The sequence below is a fragment of the Nocardioides sp. NPDC051685 genome (genome assembly GCF_044453405.1).
Lineage (GTDB): Bacteria > Actinomycetota > Actinomycetes > Propionibacteriales > Nocardioidaceae > Nocardioides.
In genome coordinates this window covers 239,250-254,431 of record NZ_JBITCR010000002.1, presented here as the reverse complement: position 1 = coordinate 254,431, position 15,182 = coordinate 239,250, and the positions used below count along the sequence as shown (strand labels likewise).

The window sequence follows — 15,182 nt, the reverse complement described above, 5'->3', positions numbered from 1 at the left end:
ACGATGTGGTTCGCGTGTCCGGAACGGCCAGTTCGGGGGTGATCGCCCCCGAACTGGCCTATCAGGTGTGCTGCATGCGTGTGTCCAACGGTGACGTCACACGCCGAGGTGCTTGACGAAATGGTCGCGCGCCGCTGACGCGCTTTCCTCGAAGCCGACTCCTTCGTACGCGTCGAAGTGACCGCCTGGGATCACTCGGATCTCTTTGGGCTCGCGGGCCTCCTGGTAGGCATCCAGCGCGAGCTGGACAGGAGCAACCGCGTCCTCGGTGGCCACGATCATGAGCAGCGGCGTCGGAGAGATTCGGCTGATGTAGCTGCCGGGCTCGTACTCCACCGCCATCTCCATGCTGCGGGCGGTCAGCTCGTTCTTCCAGTTGGGCGCCCGTTCCGGAATCTTCTGGAACCACTCGAAAGCATCGGCCGCGGGCATGACTGCTTGGTCCATGGGGTTCGCGGTCACCGCCGGGAGCATCGTCGGTTCGCCGCCGGTGAACCGGTGCAGCCGGTCACCGTCGAACTGTGCTCGTGCGTGGGCGAGGAAGTCAGGCCGCACGGCTCGGTTCAACATGCCGGAGCCCGACACGCCGGGCACCTGGGAGACAACCGCCTTGACGCGGCGATCGATCGCAGCCACGACCATCACGTGGCCACCGGAGTAGCTGGTACCCCAGATGCCGATCCTCGCGCCGTCGACCTCAGGGCGAGTGATGGCGTAGGTGATCGCGTTGCGAATGTCCCGGTACTGCAGGACGGGGTCGGCCTCCTGGCGGGGAAGACCGTCGCTGTCACCGAAGTTGCGGTGGTCGTAGACGATGACGTTGAGCCCTGCCTTGGCGAAGTACTCGGCGTAGTCATCGAGGTACATCTCCTTGACCCCGGACAGACCGTGCGTCACTACGATCGCTGGACCCGGCCCCGAGGAGTTGCGTGCTGGGTAGAACCAACCGCGAAGCGTCACGTCGCCTTCGCCCTGGAACTCAATGTCTTCGCGGGTCATGGCCGCCTCCTGTTTCGTGGTCATCTGACATGACGAGCGTCAGTTCCAGGGGGGCGAGTCTCATAGAACGATCGCGCCCCTCTTCGGGTATCTGACTGCCTACGAGGTCGGGCCGCGACATCAGGCTGCCGATTTGCCCTGACTGGCCGCAGTTGGCGTGTGGTGGTGACTGGTCGTCCCAGCGAGCTGCTCTGCCGATCGGGCATGAGTGCCGTCACAGCACCGAAGTCTCCAGGTTGGTGATGGGCGCGCCTGTACCTCCGGGCTGGCGCACATGTCCTATGCGGGCGTTGTTCCGCCTCCTAGCGTGTTGATTCCCCGGCGAAGACAGCCCGGTCCGCCGGCCGAGAGAAGCACAACGGAGGCACTCGTGGAAACGGCCCTGAACTCATCCCAGTCGAGCAACCCGCCCATCCGGGCCACGGTGTTCGTGGGGAGCTGGCCCAAGATCCCGGCGGAGCCCGGCGAGGTTCCGCCCGGAACGTTCTCGCCGACCACAGCGACGCTCATCAGCGGCCCGACTGAGATCGTCCTCATTGACGCGCTCCACCTCAAGGATGAGGTCGACCAGCTCGGAGACCTGATCGAGCGCACGGGAAAGCGGCTGACCACGATCTACATCACGCATGACCACGCCGACCACTACCTCGGCTTCGGTCCGCTGTTGGAGCGCTTCCCGGAAGCCAGGTGTGTGACCCTGCCCAGCATCCTGGAGTCGATGAAAGCGACCTTCGACTTGCAGAGGGATCAGTGGAAGATGTTCTTCGGTGATCGATGTGTCCAGCACGGACCCATGCCGGAGGCGCTGGACGGGACGACCATTCACGTCGATGGCTACCCGATCAACATCATCGAGGTGAAGCAGGCCGACATCCATCCCACCAGCATCGTCCACGTTCCAGAGATCGACGCGGTGGTCGCCGGCGACGCCATCTACAACGAGATCTATCCGATGCTGGCCCTCTCGACCCCCGAGGAGTGGCAGCACTGGCTCGAGACCGTTCAGGTCGTGGAGGACCTGCGTCCCCGGATGATCGTGGCCGGACACCGCAGGCCCGATGGCGACGACTATGCGGTAGCGGCGATGATCTCCCAGACGCGGTCCTACATCCAGGACTTCGCAGCGGCCTTCGAGGATGCGAAGGACACCGAGGAGCTGGTCACCGCAATGGCGAAGAAGTACCCGCACCACGGCAACTTCTGGACGTTGATGGTCTCGGCGGAGTGGGCGATGCAGCGTCGGGCCGCTGCGGCTTCCTGATGGCGACATGGGCACCAAGCCCCGACGGCGCCATCGCCACGAAGTGAGCGACCGCGATCCCCAGGCACACCCACCGAGTTCTCCGAGACACAGCTGGTGGCGCTCTTGGAGTGTGGCCCTCACCTACGGATCTCCAGCTCGCCCATCGTGCCGGTTTCGCCTAGCACTTGGCGGAAGGGGAGGCCATGAGTGCTGATCGCCGGCGCCTGAAGTCCTACTCGCGGGCGGCTTGGCGTTTTGACGTCGTGGATACGGGGCCGCTGGACGGAGAGGTGATCGTTCTGTTGCACGGGTTTCCCCAGCGGGCGACGGAGTGGGCGAAGGTGATGCGGCGGCTCAACATTGCCGGCTACCGCACGATCGCTCCGGACCAGCGTGGCTATTCACCGGGAGCGCGGCCGCGAGGGCGCTACGCCTATCGGATGAGCGAACTATCCGCCGATGTGGCCGAGCTCATCGCCACCATCGACGCAGGTCCCGTGCACCTCGTCGGGCATGACTGGGGCGCGAGCATCAGTGCCGTCGTCGCCGCTCGATATCCTGAGCACGTCAAGTCGCTCACGTCGATATCGGTTCCCCATCCGTCGGCCTACGTGCATTCGATCCTGTTGAGCACTCAGCTGGCACGGTCGTGGTACTTCGCGTTCTTCCAGCTGCCTGTCATCCCGGAGTTCGTGCTGACCCGCCTCGTCAAGCTGCGCGAGTGGGCGCTGGCTCGAACGGGCATGGACAGCGACATGCTCGAGTGCTTCGCGACGGAGATCATCGACGGTGGCGCCCTTCGCGGCGCGCTGGCCTACTACCGTGGGCTGCCCTTCGTCGGGCGCACACCCAAGGTGTGCGTTCCGACGACCCACGTGTGGAGCAGCGGCGAAACCTTGCTCGTACGCCGTGGGGCGACGTTGAACGCGAGGTACGTGCAGGCCCCGTACGAACTCGCGGTCCTGGATGGAGTGAGTCACTGGGTTCCCGACCATGCGCCGGCGGCGCTGGCCGACATCGTGGTGGCGAGGGCCCGTTCCGTAGCGGGGTGAGACCCGCCCTTCCAGACAGCAGACCGCTTCCGGCCCCGAATCCCGTCTCGGATGATAGGAAGGTCGTGTGCCCAAGGCCGACGTGCCCACGCAGGCGTCACTGCTGTGCGGGCTCCCGGCGCTCGTGAGCGAACTCGGTGGCCGTGGGGAGACCTTTCTCGATACCTACGGCCTCGACGAGCAGATGCTTACGCGTCCGGGAGCCGTCATCAGCCTGCGTCTTTTCGAGCGGGTTCTGGCGGGTGCCGCCGAGCAGCTGGGGTGCAACGACTTCGGTCTGCGCATGGCCGGCCAACAGGACATCCACATCCTCGGCCCTCTTGCGATCGCCATGGAGAACGCGCCCACAATGGGCGATGCGCTGGAGTGCGCCAGCCGCTATCTGTTCGTCTTCAGCCCGGCCTTCTCGCACGCGGTGATCGACGATCCACTCGGTCACGAGGGCGTCATGGGGATCCGCTTCGCCAGCTCTCTCAGCCAATCCGCCCCGCAGGTCATCGACTATGGGGTCGGGATCGTCCATCGTGTGAACAACCTGCTCGCCGCCGGCCGGGGCTACGGCCTTCGTTCGGTGCTCTTGCCGCATCCTCGGATCGCTCCCGTGGAGTCCTATCGCGAGTACTTCGGCACCGAGGTCTCCTTCGACAGCGCCGAGGCGGTGCTGCGGGTGCCGTCCAGTCTGATCGCGGCGCCCATCGCCGGCAGTGACAACCTGCTCCACACCATAGCCGTGGGGTTTCTCGACTCCCGGTTCCAGCACGGCAAGCTCCATGTCTCCGAGCGCATCCTCGAGATTCTCGACGGCCAGGCGCATTCGGATATGCCGGATCTCGCGAAGGTGGGACGGCTGCTGAGCCTCCATCCACGCTCCATCCAGCGGATGCTTGCGCAGGACGGTGTGAGCTTCCGCGATCTGGTGGACCAGGTACGCCGTGAGCGTGCCCACACTCTGATCACCACGACCGACCTGCCGTTCTCGCAGATCGCCACTCGAGTGGGTCTGGGTGAACAGTCCAGTCTGACCCGAGCAGCACGCCGATGGTTCGGGTGCTCGCCCTCCGCGCTGCGGGACGGGACGGGTACGCACACTCACACGCCGGAGGACGCTCGTTAAGCCCGGCCGGTAGCGGCTCCGATGCAGGTGACATCCCTCTCGGAAACCTGAGAGGCGCGCGGCGTACGGCAGATGACGACACCGGCGATGCGGATGCGCGCACAACAACGGCACACGACCGGGATCGGCCAGACATGCGAGTCCCACGCGCAGGGCGCGCTCGTTCTACGTGACTGGCATCACATGATTCTACGGTCGATGTGTACATCACCACTCGAACATCAAGGAGCAGTAATGCCATTCTGGCAGGTCTTCACCCCTGAGGGTGCCTACACTGACGACGATAAGCAGGCACTGGCGCAAGCCATCACGGACGCATGCATCAGCTTTGCCGAGATCCCGGCCTTCTTCGTCAACGTCTACTTCCACGAGATGGCGGCGAACAACACGTACCTGGGTGGCCAGCAGCGGGACGACTTCATCCACATCGCGACCGACATCGTCGCGCGGCAGCTACCTACACCGGAGATCCGTGCGGCCTGCATGAGTGTCATCAACGACACCATCCGGCCGTTCGTACAGGATCGCGGCTTCCACGTCGAGATCCACCTGGACCAGACCCCCGTCGAGCTCTGGCGCGTGGAGGGGATCACCGCCCCTCTGGACTACCCGGAGCTCTTCGACCAGTGGATCAAGGAGAACCGGGCGGTTCCGTGGGAGGTGCCCGTTCCCTAGTGCCCGTCACCGGCACATGGGTCGAAGACCCGGCCGGCTCCGCGCGCGGAGCCGGCCGTCCGCGTCAGCCAAGTTGCGCGCAGCACGTGACGGGCGCAGGCGTCGGCGTACCAGCACCCAGTCAGTTCGGTTCTATGGCGACGAAGTTCTCCGCTCCTAGCCTGGTCACGTCCGTGTTGGCCCTGCGGACCGCCCAGCGCCCTCGTGTATACCCGTCAGCCGTCCCCAACACCTCCGGCCCACGTCACGATCGGAAGCCTTACCAGTGTCTACTGTCACGTACCAGCTCCACGACGGCCTCGCCGTGCCTTCGCGACTTCATGGATCATGACGTGAGACGGACGAGCGCAGCAGGTCCAGCCGCGACCAACGGGGCATCGGTCACCAACCACGCTGACCTGGCGACGCTGCTGTTCTCGGAACCGTCCGAGCTGACTCAGGTGCCGTCGTTCGCATGGGGATTCGGAGGTCTCCACGGTGGTATAGCTCTCTCCCTGGCCGCCGCGCGGATGGCCGCCAGCGTGCCCGACCACAGCCTGCGGTCTGTCGTGGGTCAGTTCCACCGGCCGATCCGGGAGACGTTCGCGCTGGAGTCGCACGTCATCCGCTCGGGCCGGTCGGCTGGAGCGGCCCAGGCCACGGCGACCGACACACAGGGTGTGTGCCTCACCGCCACTGCCGTCCTCGGGTCCAACCAGGCTGGAAGTGTGCCGGCCTGGGCGCCGGCTGCCCGCGGCGTGCCTCTCCCCAACTCCCTGGCATCGGTGCAGGGTCTCGAGAAACACTCAGCGGTGCTTGGACAGGTAGATCTGCGGCCGGTGGGATCCATCGATGTCCACGTCGGTTCGTCGGAGAGAACGATGACGGCTTGGGTTCGGATCTTGGGCAGCGACGAACCGGTGTCTCCGTCCGCTGTCATCTTCTTTCTGGACGTCCTGCCGCCGTCGTACGCGAGAGTTCTGACGCGCGCCTCGGCACGTCCCGTCCCGACCGTCGAGCTCGCAGCCCACCTGGCCCCGCACCGAGCGGCCTCACCTTGGGTGCTGGTGCGATCACACACGGTGAGTGCGGAGGCAAGCGGCTGGGTTACCGAGATGGTCCACGCCTGGGACATCGACGGTGTTCACCTCGGGTCGGCCCAGCAACTGCGACTTGCGGTGTCCCACCCCGAGCCGGGACGTGCATGACGACAACCAGACGCCACCACACGGGCTTGGCACCGACAGCGCAGCCCACCCCGAACATTCGGATGCATCACGAGCAGAGCTTCAAAGGAGCGGTATGAGGACCAACGAACACGACATCGAACGGTTCGTGAGAGCGGCAGAACTGATTCCTCTGCTGTGCGCCGTCGCAGAGCTGACTGGAGACCGGTCCCTGATCTCCGACGACCTGCGGCCCAGCCTCGATGCGGAGATGATCGCGATCCCCGCGGCCGGCGGGCTCTCGGACGAGGCGGCTGAACGAGCCGTCCAGCGCTCTGCTCGAGCCTTGGCGCACTACTTGTCTCACGGGTCGTCGTCGAGTGGAGCGGTAGCGCCCGCCGAGATCATCGACTTCATGACAAACGGCGACAGCGGCTACGCCGACCTGATGCGGCACGAGCTCGGCCTGACTGAACCGGTCGGTTGGACCAAGCAGAACATCGACGATCGTCGTGGCTTCGTCGTCGGCATCATCGGCGCCGGACAGGCCGGTCTGGCTATGGCCCGGGAACTACGGCGACACGGCATCGACTTCGTCATGTTCGAGAAGGCCGACAAGGTCGGCGGCACCTGGCGATGGAACGCCTATCCCGGCTGTCGGCTCGACACCAGCACGCTGGCCTACAGCTACTCGTTCTTCCAGAAGGAGACGTGGCGGCACCACTTCGCGGTGCGGGAGTCACTGGAGGACTACTTCCGGGAGTTCGCCGAGCAGGAGGACCTGTTGCGGACGATCCGGTTCTGCTCCGACGTCGTGCGCGCGACGTGGGACGAGAACGGCTCGCGATGGGAGCTCTTGGTCAAAGACGGCCGAACGGGCGCTGAGTCGACGGAGCGGGTCGACGCGCTCATCAGCGCCGTAGGCTTCCTCAACCAGCCCAACGTCCCACAGTTCGCGGGCCTCGACGCCTACAGCGGCGAGACGGTGCACTCGGCCGAGTGGACTCCCGAGGTCGACCACCGTGGCAAGCGAGTGAACATCATCGGCACGGGCGCCAGCGCCTACCAGATCGCTCCGGCCATCGTCGACGAGGTCGAGTCACTCACGATCTTCCAGCGCAGCGCCCCGTGGATGCTGCCGGCACCTCTCTACCAGGCCGAGGTGGGTGCCGAGCGCCAGTGGCTCATGGAGAACATCCCCGGCTACCACCGGTGGCTGCGGCTGTGGGAGTTCTGGCACTCGACGATCGGCAAGTACGCCCTGACCCGGGCCGACCCCGAGTGGTCGTCCACCGAGTCGGTGTCCGAGCCCAACCAGCGCTTCCGTGACGCCCTGGTGGCCAATGCTCGCGCACAGTACGTCGGTCACGAGGAACTCCTCGAGTCGGTGATTCCGCGATACCCCGTTGGCGTCAAACGTATGCTGCGCGACAACGGAGCGTGGGCCCGGACCCTGCAGCAGCCTCACACGACGCTGGCGACGACCGCGATCGATCACTTCGACGCCGACGGCATCACGACGGTCGACGGTCAGCACCATCCTGCCGACCTGACGATCTTCGCCACCGGTTTCCACGCCACCAACTACCTCGGCACGATCGACGTGCGTGGTCGGGACGGCATCAGCCTGAGGGAGTTCTGGGGCGAGGAGTCACGGGCGTACCTCGGCGTGGGAGTGCCGTTCTTCCCGAACCTGTTCTGCCTCGGCGGTCCCAACACCGGCCTGGTGGCCATCGGCAGTCAGACGTTCATGGCCGAGAGTGCGATCCACTACGTCGGTGCGTGCCTCCGGCACCTACTGGAGACGAGTGCCGCCTCGATCGAGCCGACCGAGGCCGCTTACAACCGCTACGTCGAGTGGGTCGATGAGGGAAACCGTGGCATGGCATGGGCGGCGGTGGCCGAGAGGAGCTGGTACCGCAACGCCAGCGGCACCAATACCGTGGTCTGGCCCTATCCGCTGCTCACCTACTACGAGATCACCCGATCGGTAGACCTGGCCGACATGGTCGTGCGAAGCCGTGCTGGTTGCGAGGTGACGGCATGATCGAGCAGGTCGTGCAGGATCGGGCGAGGGGCGGCGCGGACGTCCCGTGGAAGGGGTATATCGCCGCCGCGCCCACGCCGTTCGACCGCGACGGCGGCGTGGACACGGCACGCCTGCGAGCGGTCCTGGCCTGGTTCCAGGACCAGGGGGCTCACGGTGTCGTGGTCAACGGAACGACCGGCGAGTGGGTGGCGCAGACGGTCGAGGAGCGGCAGACGGTGCTCGAGGTCGCCCGTGACGCCGTTGCCCCCGAAACGCCGTTGCTGGTGGGGATCGGAAGCATCCGTCCCGAAGAGAGCGTCGCGCTGGGTCAGCACGCCGCGTCGGCCGGCGTCGACGGCGCACTGCTGACCATCCCGCCGTCGCGATGGCTGCGAGATGACGAGATTTTCGCCTTCTACGCCGAGATGGCCCTGCGGATCCCCCTGCCACTCGTCGTCTACAACGTGCCGGTCGTGACCGGCTACGACATCCCGACCGCGCTGCTGGCCCGACTGCTCACGATCGACGGCATCGTCGGTGTGAAGGACAACACCCCGTCCGTCGACCGGCGGGTCGCCACGCTGCGGCAGCTGGGCGAGGATCACGCCGTCTTCTCCGACGTCCTGGAGCCATCGTCGTTCTCGGTCTTCGCCGAGGAACATCGCGGTCGGGGGCAGATCGGCAGCGGCATGCCGTTGGGGCGCCGGCTGGCCGACGCCTTCGAGCTGGTGTGGGCGGGCGACGTCGAGCGGGCACGCGTCGTCGTCGACGACCTGACGGCGTTCAAGACCGCGGTCGTCGAGGTGCTCGGCCCCCGGCAGCCGTGGCATGCCCAGAGCAAGGCGCTGATGGTCGCTGCTGGGGTTGACGCCGGCTACCCGCGCTTTCCCACGGCGTCGATCCGTGACGATGAGCCGGCCATGGCTCGTCTCGAGACCATCGTGAAGAGGTACCTGTCATGACCACATTGCACGTCCGGTATGAGTCGACCAACCCGCAGGGGTCGGTCACGGTGATCCTGGGCTCCTCGCTTGGCACGGACCGTGCCATGTGGAGCGAGCAGCTCGAGCTGTTGCCGCAGGAGTGGAACGTCGTTGCGTTCGACCTGCGGGGCCACGGCCTCTCCCCGCTGAGCCCGCAGACACCGACGATCGACGACTTCGCCGACGATGTGGTCGGTGTAGCCGATGAGATGGGCGTCGACCGCTTCGCGTTCTGCGGTCTGTCGATCGGTGGAGCGATCGGCCAGAGCCTCGCGGCGCGGCACCCCGACCGGATCAGCTCGTTGGTCCTGGCCTCGACCGGCTTGACGATCCTGAGCCGGCAGGGACTGCTCGACCGATCTGCCCGGGTGCTCGACGAGGGCACCGCCTGGGTCGCCGACGTTTCGGCGACACGGTGGTTCAGCGATCGCTTCCGGGCCGATCATCCCGAGGTCGTCAGGACGAAGATGCAGCACCTGCGCAACATGCCGGCGCGTGCGTACTCCGACGCCTGCTTGGCCCTATCTGAGTTCGACGGTCGCTCGATAGCGTCGAAGATCGTCGCGCCGACCCTTGTGGTGGCCGGTGACCAGGACCTCGCCACGCCTGTGGTCGGCAGCGTCGAGCTCGCGGACGCGATCCCTCAGGCCAAGCTGCGTACGCTGCCCGACAGCGCCCACCTCTGCAACGTCGAGCAGCCGCAGGCTTTCACCGAGCTCGTGCGCGAGCACGTCGAGGCGCACTGCTAGGAGCAACGTGACGGGCTGCCAGCTCACCTGCTCGCCTGGACGAGCGGCACGTCGAGCTGGCGCCGCGGGTCCTCGGCAGACGTCCCGGAGGTCTCGACGACCGTCGCCGGACTCGGCGCCGATGACCTCGCGTCGGGACCGCCCGAAGCGTGTCCGTTGAGGTGTGCGAGGGATCAGGAGCTGACTGCCGCACCCCGGTCGCTGTCACGCGAGGCGTCCTCGCCCGCGATGGGCCGTCGCGACCAGTAGCTCGCCAGGGTGGATCCGGACACGTTGTGCCACACCGAGAAGATCGCGGCAGGCAGTGCGGCGGCGGCCGGCGAGAAGTGGACGGTGGCGAGTGCGGCAGCGAGGCCGGAGTTCTGCATCCCCACCTCGATGCTGATGGCGCGCCGGCTCGAGATCGGCATGCCGCAGAGTCGGCCGACCGTGTATCCCAGTGCCAGGCCGGCGACGTTGTGCGGCACCACGGCGAGCACGACCAGGAGGCCGACCGAGAGCAGGGGGAGTACGTCGACGATAGGCGCGACGAGGCGGGGGAGCAGCAGCCGCAGGACAAGGCCGAGCAGCACCGGACGAGCACGATCTTCACGATCGAGACGAACAGCTCGCTCGCAGAGACGGGCAGGTCCTCCCCGATCAGGAAGAGGACGAGCACGGGGGCGGAGGCGACCGTTCGGTCTGGATCTAATCGTCGCGGTCATCGAGGTTCCTCTCCACGATGGGCGTGTCCGATTTCCTCAGCATCACAGGAGCAACCATGGGTAAGACCCTGCGACGACTTGTACCGATCGGCGCGGCGATGGTGGCGGTGAACGCCATCGTCCCGGCGGCCTTCGCGGATGAGGGAGGCAGCTCCGGGTGGGAGCAGACCTTCACACCACCGTTCCACCTCGCGGCCGGGGAGAGCTGCGCCTTCGAGCTGCAGGCAGACGTTCTGTACGACCACGAGATCACTCGGGTGGTGGAGACGTTCCCCGACGGCTCACCGCGGGTGATCGACACCCAGGGTTCGCTCGGGTTCCGCTTCACCAACGTCGACAGCGGCGAGTCGATCCGTCGCGACACCTCCGGCACGCTGCGCGCGACGATCGGCGAGGACGGCGGGATCGACTTCCGATTCCAGGGCAACGGGCTGGCGGTGATCCGGGTGCCGAACGCGCTCACCGCGCCGGGCGTCTACGTCGTCTCCGGGAACGTCGACTATCTCCGGCACGCTGACGGGCAGCGAGAGTTCGCGGAGGTCGACGGCACCCTCGAGAACGTGTGCCAGACTCTCGACTGATGATCCAGCTGCGGCTCAGCTCCGCCGTGCTCGCCCGAACACGCTTCGCGTTCTCGCCGTTGGCCGAGGCCGTGAAGAGCTTGTACGTGGTCCATTCCGGCGCCATCCATCCACTGCACCGCGGCTGGTATGACCGGGTGCGCGGCGACCTGCGGCGGGCCGACAGCGACCTGCTCCGGGGGATCGTGCCGCCGGGGGGACACGTCGCCGAGTTCCTCTTCGTCGGCGCCACCAGCACGGAGACCACCATCGAGGAGCAGCTCCAGCTGGTGGCGGGCTGGCCGCACGAGCAACTCCTGCTGGAGCTGCAGCGGGCCTGGCGCGGGGTCGGTGTCACCCCGGCCGTACGTCAGGTCCTCGAGGACCCTGACGCTCCTCAACGGGTTGCCGTGGAGCTCGAGCGTTACTGGCACCAGGTGCTCGAGCCCTACTGGCCCAGACTGCGAGGAGTCCTCGACGCCGACGTGGCCTACCGCCTGGACCGGCTGGCCCGCGGTGGCATCGCCTCGTTGCTCTCGGACCTGCACCCCTCGCTGCAGTTCACAGATCAGGCGATCCGCATCAACAGCGCCACCGACAGCGACGTCGACGGCGGAAGCCTCACCCTGGTCCCGAGCGTCTTCGTTTGGCCGCGGATGTGGGTCGAGCTCGGTCTCCTCGGTGAGCCGAGCCTGACGTACGGCGCGCGGGGCATCGGCACCTTGTGGGCGGAGCGGCCCATGCCGGTGGACCGGGAAGACGCGCTCGGCGAGCTGCTGGGCCGGAGCCGGAGCGAGATCTTGATGAGCCTGCAGGTCCCGCGCTCGACGACCGATCTGGCCCGGGAGATCGGACTCGCAGCCGCCACCGTGAGCTCCCATCTGTCCGTGCTCCGGCGTACCGGCTTGGTCACCTGCTGGCGGAGCGGCCGTCGAGTGCTCTACCAGCGCACCGCGCTCGCTTCCGTGATGGTCACCGCCGGCCAGGCCGAAGACTGGGACGAGGCACAGGGCTGAGCGCCGCCCGCTGGGGAAGATCGTCGACGCCAGATGTCAGACCACGCCGTGCTCGAACGCGAAGGCCGTGGCGGCGGTGCGGGAGCGGACGTCGAGCTTGGTGAAGATGTTGGAGAGATGACGGGCGACGGTCTTCTCGCTGAGGACCAGGTCGGCGGCGATCTGGGCGTTGCTGCGCCCGGAGGCGACCAGGCGGAGCACCTCGGCCTCCCGGGCGGTGAGGCCGGCGGGCAACGACGCCGGGGCGAGGAGGCTGTCGGCCGAATCTGCGGCGGGGCGGGCGCCGATCTGGCGGAACACCGTACGCGCCGCCTCGAGCTCGCGACGCGAGGACTCGGTGTCGCCGACCTCTGCCAGCGCGCGACCGGTCAGCAACCGCGCCTGGCTCCGCTCGTAGGTCGCCTCGGCCCGCGCCCACAGCTGCTGAGCCTTGCGCAGGTAGGGGAGGGCGCCGGCGGCGTCGCCCGCGGCCAGCTCGACCGCGCCGTGGGCGTGCGCGGCGGCGGCCTCGAGGCCAACGCAGCCGAAGTGCCCGGCCAGTCCGTCGAGCTCGGCGGCGACGTCGCGGGCGCGGTCGATCTCGCCGGCGTCGAGCAGCACCTCGACGGCGGCAGGCAGGAGCCGGCACCGCTGCACGGGACCGTCCGTCTCCGCCAGCAACCGGTCGACCGCGGCCAGCGCCGCCGCGCTCTGCCCGCGGGACAGCCACAGCAGCGCGAGTCCGGGCTGTGGGTCGAAGCCCCGGTCGGCGGAGCGCTCGTAGGCGGCATCCGCCTCGGCGAGCTCACCGCGCAGGCGGAGCACCTCACCGGCCTCGTACGCCGCCAGCCCGACCGCGTCGGGCGCGTTCACCTCCTGGTAGCGGCGGGTGGCGCGCTCGAACTCCTCCAAGGCCTGCTGCCACTCGCCGTGCAGCCGCAGCAGCTGGCCGCGGTGGACGGCGCACTGGCCGGTGAACGTCAACAGGCCGGGCTGGGCGGCGCACCAGCGTTCGAGGGCGGCCGTCCACTCCGCGACCCGGCCGAAGTCGCTGATCTCCTGGCAGCCCTCGATCGCGGTGCAGTAGACATGCCCGGCCACGACGGGGGAGGCCTCGCCCGCGAGCACCCGGACCATCGCCTCGTCGAGCCGGGCCAGGCCCTCGAGGACCCGCCCGGAGTAGATCGCCATCCGGCCCTGCGAGCAGAGTCCCAGGGCAGTGAGGTCGGGTTCTGCGAAGCGCCGGCCGCGCTCGGCCACCTCGTCGGCGCAGCTGCCCGCCGTGGCGAAGTCACCGGCGTCCAGCGCGCGGAACATCCGCAGGAAAGCCACCCAGCCGAGCTCGACGCCGTCGTCGAGGTCGGCGACCAAGCTCTCCGCCCGCGAGGTCCAGCCACGAGCGAGGGCGCTCTCCCCGTGGACGTAGGAGGTCATCGTGATCCGGAAGGCGCAACGGACCGAGCGGGTGAGGTCGGAGACCTCCTGGCTCCGGTGGAAGGCCCGGTTCAGGGCAGAGATGGTCTCGTCGTGGTGTCCGGTCAGCTCGGCCGTGACGGCGAAGTCCTCGAGCTCCTCGGCCGAGAGCGTGTCGGGGTCGGCGACCGACCAGGCGGCGTACGCAGCGCCCCAGTCACCGCGCGCGTGGGCGGACCGAGCGCTCTCCGGCTGGATGTCGGCCATGGCAGGCACCTCCACCGGAGAGCGTACTCGGATCAGGCGGTCACGGAGACCCGTGCGGCCTGCCGCATCCGGGAGGCGATCCTGTCGGCGACCAGTGCCGCGTCGCGTCCGGCACCCGCGAGCAGCATCGAGCTGAAGGCGTACTGGAAGCTCAGGCCGCAGAAGAACAGCCCGTCTGCCTCCGCCACCACACCGCGCATCTCCCGCGGCCAGCCGTCCTCGTCGAGCACCGGGAGGTGGATCCAGTCGAAGGCCTGCTTGAAGCCGGTGGCCCACACGACGTTGGCGACCTCGCGCGGGGTGCCGTCGACCACGGGCAACCCGTCGCGGACCTCCTCGATCCGCGAGGTGACCCGCTCGACGCCCCGGCCGGCGAGGTCCGAGCGCTTCACCCGCAGCATCGGCCCGCCGTGGTGCCGGATCTCGGGCATCTCCTTGCGACCGATCGGCGTACGCCGGGTGATGACGTGCCGCCACGCGAAGAGCAGGACCGGGAAGATCACGTGCATGACCGGCGAGTCCAGGCGCGGCGGGATCTCGCCGCAGTCGCGCCCGGCCAGGATCGTCGGCCGGGACTCGGCGACCTCGAAGGCGATGTCGCAGCCGGAGTGGCTGGCGCCGACGACCAGCACGGGGCCGTCGCGCAGCTGTCCGGGACGGCGGTACTCGCTGGAGTGGAGCTGCAGGATCGACGGGTCGAGCTCCGCCGAGATGGCCGGCACGTTCGGCGTACGCCCGAAGCTGCCGGTCGCGACCACGACGTTGTCGCAGGTCCAGACGCCGCGGTCGGTCGTCACCCGGAACCCGTCGCCGTCGGGCTCGAGCCCGGTGATCCGGGTCTCGAGCTGCACCGGGAGCTCGAAGGTGCGGGCGTACGTCTCGAGGTAGTCGCCGACGTCGTCCTTCCCGGGGAACGCCCATCTCTTCGCCGGGAACGCCATCCCGGGGAGGCCGTCGTACTTGGCCGGCGAGTAGAGCCGGAGCGAGTCCCACTGGCGCCGCCAGTTGTCCCCGACCCGCGCGTTGGCGTCGAGGATCACGAACGGGCGTCCCCGGCGTCGTAGGTGGTAACCGGTCGCCAGACCTGCTTGGCCGGCGCCGATGATGATCGTCTCGATGTGTGTGGTGTCCATGCTGCGACGCTAGGTCCGCACGTCACCTGGCCGCGTCGGTCGTACGGCGCATTCGGCCGGAGAGCTCAGTGGGTCGATCTACCCACGTGTGGGGCACTCCGCCGAAAACCCACGCGACGGC

At 67.8% G+C, this 15,182-nt stretch carries 14 protein-coding genes; 10 read left to right on the top strand and 4 right to left on the bottom strand.

Going from position 1 to position 15,182, the window contains the following annotated elements:
- Positions 1-96: 96 nt before the first annotated feature.
- Positions 97-999, bottom strand: a complete 903-nt coding sequence (locus ACIA03_RS06315) for an alpha/beta hydrolase (protein WP_396980360.1) — start codon at positions 997-999, stop codon at positions 97-99.
- Positions 1,000-1,369: 370 nt separating this feature from the next.
- Here ACIA03_RS06315 and ACIA03_RS06310 point away from each other — a divergent pair, with 370 nt between their 5' ends.
- The 8 genes from ACIA03_RS06310 (at position 1,370) to ACIA03_RS06275 (ending at position 9,989) form a co-directional block, all read left to right on the top strand.
- The gene (locus ACIA03_RS06310; RefSeq protein WP_396980358.1) at positions 1,370-2,260 is read left to right on the top strand and encodes an MBL fold metallo-hydrolase; all 891 of its coding nucleotides are present in this window, start codon (positions 1,370-1,372) and stop codon (positions 2,258-2,260) included.
- 185 nt (positions 2,261-2,445) lie between these two features.
- A complete protein-coding gene (locus ACIA03_RS06305; RefSeq protein ID WP_396980356.1) occupies positions 2,446-3,294 on the top strand; it encodes an alpha/beta fold hydrolase in 849 nt (282 codons plus the stop codon).
- A gap of 67 nt (positions 3,295-3,361) precedes the next feature.
- Entirely contained in the window at positions 3,362-4,408 is a 1,047-nt protein-coding gene (locus ACIA03_RS06300) for an AraC family transcriptional regulator (RefSeq protein ID WP_396980354.1), read from the top strand.
- A 234-nt stretch (positions 4,409-4,642) separates the two neighbouring features.
- A complete protein-coding gene (locus tag ACIA03_RS06295; protein WP_396980352.1) occupies positions 4,643-5,083 on the top strand; it encodes a tautomerase family protein in 441 nt (146 codons plus the stop codon).
- A gap of 134 nt (positions 5,084-5,217) precedes the next feature.
- A complete protein-coding gene (locus ACIA03_RS06290) occupies positions 5,218-6,270 on the top strand; it encodes a thioesterase family protein (RefSeq protein WP_396980350.1) in 1,053 nt (350 codons plus the stop codon).
- Between the two features lie 94 nt (positions 6,271-6,364).
- Complete coding sequence (locus ACIA03_RS06285; protein WP_396980348.1) at positions 6,365-8,275, top strand: NAD(P)-binding domain-containing protein; 1,911 nt, start codon at positions 6,365-6,367, stop codon at positions 8,273-8,275.
- On the top strand, positions 8,272-9,219 hold the full coding sequence (locus ACIA03_RS06280; RefSeq protein ID WP_396980346.1) for a dihydrodipicolinate synthase family protein: 948 nt from the start codon (positions 8,272-8,274) through the stop codon (positions 9,217-9,219). Before ACIA03_RS06285 ends, ACIA03_RS06280 begins: the two co-directional genes overlap by 4 nt.
- Positions 9,216-9,989, top strand: coding sequence for an alpha/beta fold hydrolase (locus ACIA03_RS06275; RefSeq protein WP_396980344.1), 774 nt, complete (start codon positions 9,216-9,218; stop codon positions 9,987-9,989). Before ACIA03_RS06280 ends, ACIA03_RS06275 begins: the two co-directional genes overlap by 4 nt.
- 173 nt (positions 9,990-10,162) lie before the next feature.
- On the opposite strand, the gene ACIA03_RS06270 is transcribed toward ACIA03_RS06275, so the two are convergent.
- Positions 10,163-10,561 carry a bile acid:sodium symporter family protein gene (locus ACIA03_RS06270; RefSeq protein WP_396980342.1) on the bottom strand — a complete coding sequence of 133 codons (399 nt, stop codon included), beginning with the start codon at positions 10,559-10,561 and terminating at the stop codon, positions 10,163-10,165.
- Positions 10,562-10,749: 188 nt separating this feature from the next.
- Here ACIA03_RS06270 and ACIA03_RS06265 point away from each other — a divergent pair, with 188 nt between their 5' ends.
- Positions 10,750-11,274 (top strand): hypothetical protein, encoded by a 525-nt coding sequence (locus tag ACIA03_RS06265; RefSeq protein ID WP_396980340.1) that lies wholly within the window; start codon positions 10,750-10,752, stop codon positions 11,272-11,274.
- The gene (locus ACIA03_RS06260; RefSeq protein ID WP_396980338.1) at positions 11,274-12,269 is read left to right on the top strand and encodes a DUF5937 family protein; all 996 of its coding nucleotides are present in this window, start codon (positions 11,274-11,276) and stop codon (positions 12,267-12,269) included. The genes ACIA03_RS06265 and ACIA03_RS06260 overlap by 1 nt, the downstream gene beginning before the upstream one ends.
- Before the next feature lie 36 nt (positions 12,270-12,305).
- Here ACIA03_RS06260 and ACIA03_RS06255 read toward each other — a convergent pair whose 3' ends face one another.
- On the bottom strand, positions 12,306-13,928 hold the full coding sequence (locus tag ACIA03_RS06255) for a LuxR C-terminal-related transcriptional regulator (RefSeq protein WP_396980336.1): 1,623 nt from the start codon (positions 13,926-13,928) through the stop codon (positions 12,306-12,308).
- 32 nt (positions 13,929-13,960) lie between these two features.
- The gene (locus tag ACIA03_RS06250; protein ID WP_396980334.1) at positions 13,961-15,061 is read right to left on the bottom strand and encodes a flavin-containing monooxygenase; all 1,101 of its coding nucleotides are present in this window, start codon (positions 15,059-15,061) and stop codon (positions 13,961-13,963) included.
- Between the last annotated feature and the right edge of the window lie 121 nt (positions 15,062-15,182).